Below are 2,837 nucleotides of genomic sequence, written 5' to 3'. Positions count from 1 at the left end.
TGCTGCTTCCCTGCAAACAAGCGCTTCGACGCTGGAAGAGAGTGCGGTTTTGAAGAGCTAGCGCATTTGCGCCGTTTTGCCAAGGGCGCCCGGCCGGTTCTGTATCGGGTCCGTGGCCAGGCGAGCGGCAACAGCGGTCAAAGGCACAGCCATGCCCTGTCCCCAAGGGGAACAGGGCATGGCTGTGTGGGCAGTGTGTACCTCCCCTCGATCCGGCCTATCACCGGCGGCAGGGAACCTGACCACTAGGGGCTTAGTCGTCGCCGGGAACCAGCTGTCCGCTGATGGCATCGAACTTGATCTCGCGGTCCTCGTTCGCGCCGTCCGGGGTGATGTCGAATTCGTAGCGCGGCCCGGCGGACGTGCCCTCCAGCTTCCACTTGTTCACCGCCCCGGCCTGTTCCTGCTGTGCGGTCTTCATCGCATCGTCCAGGGAGACGACCTTGTCCAGGTCCAGGCGCTTCTTGTCCTTCTCGGTGCCGCGCTCATCATCATTCAGGTCATCGGTTTCCTCATTGATCACTTCCCCGGAGTTCGCATCAATGTGGGTCTCGTACTTCTGGGTGTCGTTGATGATCTCGACCTTGTAGGCATACCGTCCGGCGTCATTGGCCTCCAGCTCAATCTTCGAGACCTCGCCGGAGAACTTCTTCTTCGCGCTGTCCACCGCATCCTGCCAGGACGTGTCGAAACTGGTTTGGGACAGGTCGCTCTTCTGCGAACCCGGACTCTGCGATTCCGGGCTCTGCGTGGCCGAACCGGTCGGGGAGGCGGAGGACTGCGAGGCATCTTCGGTGGGGGACGCGCTGGTGCTGGGGGCCGCCGCCTGGCTGCTGGTGGCCGTCGTTGGTTCGGGGCTGTCACCGGTGTTGCCGGAGCATCCGGAGGCCAGCAAGGCAGTGGCGAACGCGAACGTGAGCACTGTCGTGGTCTTCTTCGTGGCACTGGTTTTCATGATTCGCTCCCTAATTCCCTGGGAAGGCCCAACATTAAACATGCGGGATTTCATGTCTCGGATCGGTTTGTTGCCGGATCGCCGCGGGAAGCCCGCCGCCGGGTCTTCCCCCGGCCGGTTCACCGGCATGGTCGCGCGGTGCCCGCCTGTAGCGGGCACCCAAGGCCATGTTTTCCACTGGTCCCCCGACAGGTCAAGCACCGGCGGGACTCTGGCAGTCAGCGTCCACCTGGCGTCCATCCGCTGGCCCTGCCGGTGCCATGCGTCCGGGTGTGGACCGGTACGACGAAGCGAGGTAACGACACAATATGGCGTGGCTCACAGTGGACTGCTACCCTCGGATCATGGCTACGGCGGGCCCCGGATCAGGGGCTATCTACCGGGCATGCTGTTGAACCTACCGAGTTGGTGGGCTGAGTTGCTGTCCGTATCCGGCGGCATGCCGGCCTGCCGTGCGAGCCGCGAGGAGCCCCAGATGAGTGCGACCATTGCCGACCAGAAGTACCTGTCAATGGCCATTGACATCGCCAGCAACAATGTCAAAAACAGCGGCGGCCCCTTTGGCGCGCTGATCCTGGCGCCCGACGGGCGCACCTTTGAAGGCGTCAACCGGGTCACCGCGAACAACGACCCCACTGCCCATGCCGAAGTGGTCGCCATCCGCGCCGCGGCCGAGCAAATGGGCACCTTCACCCTGGCTGGCTGCATCCTCTACACCAGTTGCGAGCCCTGCCCGATGTGCCTGGCCTCCGCGCTCTGGGCCCGCGTCGACCGGGTCGTATTCGCCGCGGACCGCCATGATGCCGAACGCTCCGGCTTCGATGACGCGGTGTTCTATGACTACTTTGGCCCCGATTCGGATCGCTCCCTGATGCCGGTGGAACGCCAGCTGTTCGAGGCCGAAGAGCACCTGCAGCCGTTCGAGATCTGGGATGGCCTGGAAGTGCGCACGGAATACTAAGCCGTCGCTGCCGGCAGGCCGCTGGCGTCACGAACGCCTCCGGAAGCAGCGAACCATGTGCACCAAAACCTGCTGTGATATGCTTCACAACAATCGTTTGAAATCGATTTCTCGCGATCCGAAATTTCTTGGAGGACCGTCATGGGTGGATCCGTTGTCTGGGCGAAGGGACAGATTGCCCACGGAGCTTAACGGTGCCAGCGCGCCGCCAGCCAGTTTTCCGTTGAGTCATTGAACTCCGGCCACCCAACTGGTGCCCAGGCCGCTGCCTGCCCCTTCGCCGAGCGCGTTGCCCCGGCGAAGATGACCACCAGCTCACTTTCACCCACTGTGCTTCCCTCTCTGGGGAAGTAGGAGGCAAGCGGCATGACCGCCGAGATCACTGAACAAACCCGGTGCCAGGTCACCGTTAATGGAACTGCCCGCGAATTCACCGGCCCACCGCACACCAACGCGCTGAACTTCCTGCGCGGCGAGGGATTGACCGGAGCCAAGGAAGGCTGCGCCGAAGGCGAATGCGGCGCCTGCGCCATCCTGGTCGCCCGTCCCGACGGGCAGGGCACCCGCTGGACCGCACTGAACTCCTGCCTGCTGCCGGCCGCCGCGCTGGACGGACAGGAAGTGCTCACCGCGGAGGGCCTGGGTGGACCGGGCGACCTGCACCCGGTCCAGGAACAGCTGGCCGAACGCGGCGGCTCCCAGTGCGGCTACTGCACCCCCGGCTTCGTGTGCAGCATGGCCGCCGAATACTACCGCCCCGAACGCGCCGAACCGTCCCGGAACGCCGAACACGACGGCCAGCTGGCCGAGCACGAATGCGGCCCAACGGGTTTGACCTGCATGCCTTGTCCGGCAACCTGTGCCGCTGCACCGGCTACCGTCCGATCCGGGACGCCGCCTACGCGCTGGGGCAGCCGGAGG

Annotated in this window: 3 protein-coding genes and 1 pseudogene; 2 read left to right on the top strand and 2 right to left on the bottom strand. The window is 64.5% G+C overall.

Features of this window, described 5'->3' with window-relative positions; genetic code table 11:
* Positions 1-253 precede the first annotated feature (253 nt).
* The gene (locus JCM19049_RS11040) at positions 254-955 is read right to left on the bottom strand and encodes a PepSY domain-containing protein (RefSeq protein WP_279403010.1); all 702 of its coding nucleotides are present in this window, start codon (positions 953-955) and stop codon (positions 254-256) included.
* A 475-nt stretch (positions 956-1,430) separates the two neighbouring features.
* On the opposite strand from JCM19049_RS11040, the gene JCM19049_RS11035 reads away from it, so the two are divergent.
* Positions 1,431-1,916 (top strand): nucleoside deaminase, encoded by a 486-nt coding sequence (locus tag JCM19049_RS11035; RefSeq protein ID WP_054821614.1) that lies wholly within the window; start codon positions 1,431-1,433, stop codon positions 1,914-1,916.
* A gap of 188 nt (positions 1,917-2,104) precedes the next feature.
* Here the strand turns inward: JCM19049_RS11035 and JCM19049_RS20350 are convergent, their stop codons facing one another.
* On the bottom strand, positions 2,105-2,245 hold the full coding sequence (locus tag JCM19049_RS20350; RefSeq protein ID WP_279403009.1) for a hypothetical protein: 141 nt from the start codon (positions 2,243-2,245) through the stop codon (positions 2,105-2,107).
* A gap of 37 nt (positions 2,246-2,282) precedes the next feature.
* On the opposite strand from JCM19049_RS20350, the pseudogene JCM19049_RS11030 reads away from it, so the two are divergent.
* Positions 2,283-2,837, top strand: a pseudogene (locus JCM19049_RS11030) (2Fe-2S iron-sulfur cluster-binding protein); the annotation flags it as partial.

The sequence above is a fragment of the Arthrobacter sp. JCM 19049 genome, assembly GCF_001310435.1.
The sequence above is the reverse complement of the archived record's forward strand: the minus strand, read 5'-3'. Positions and strand labels throughout refer to the sequence as shown.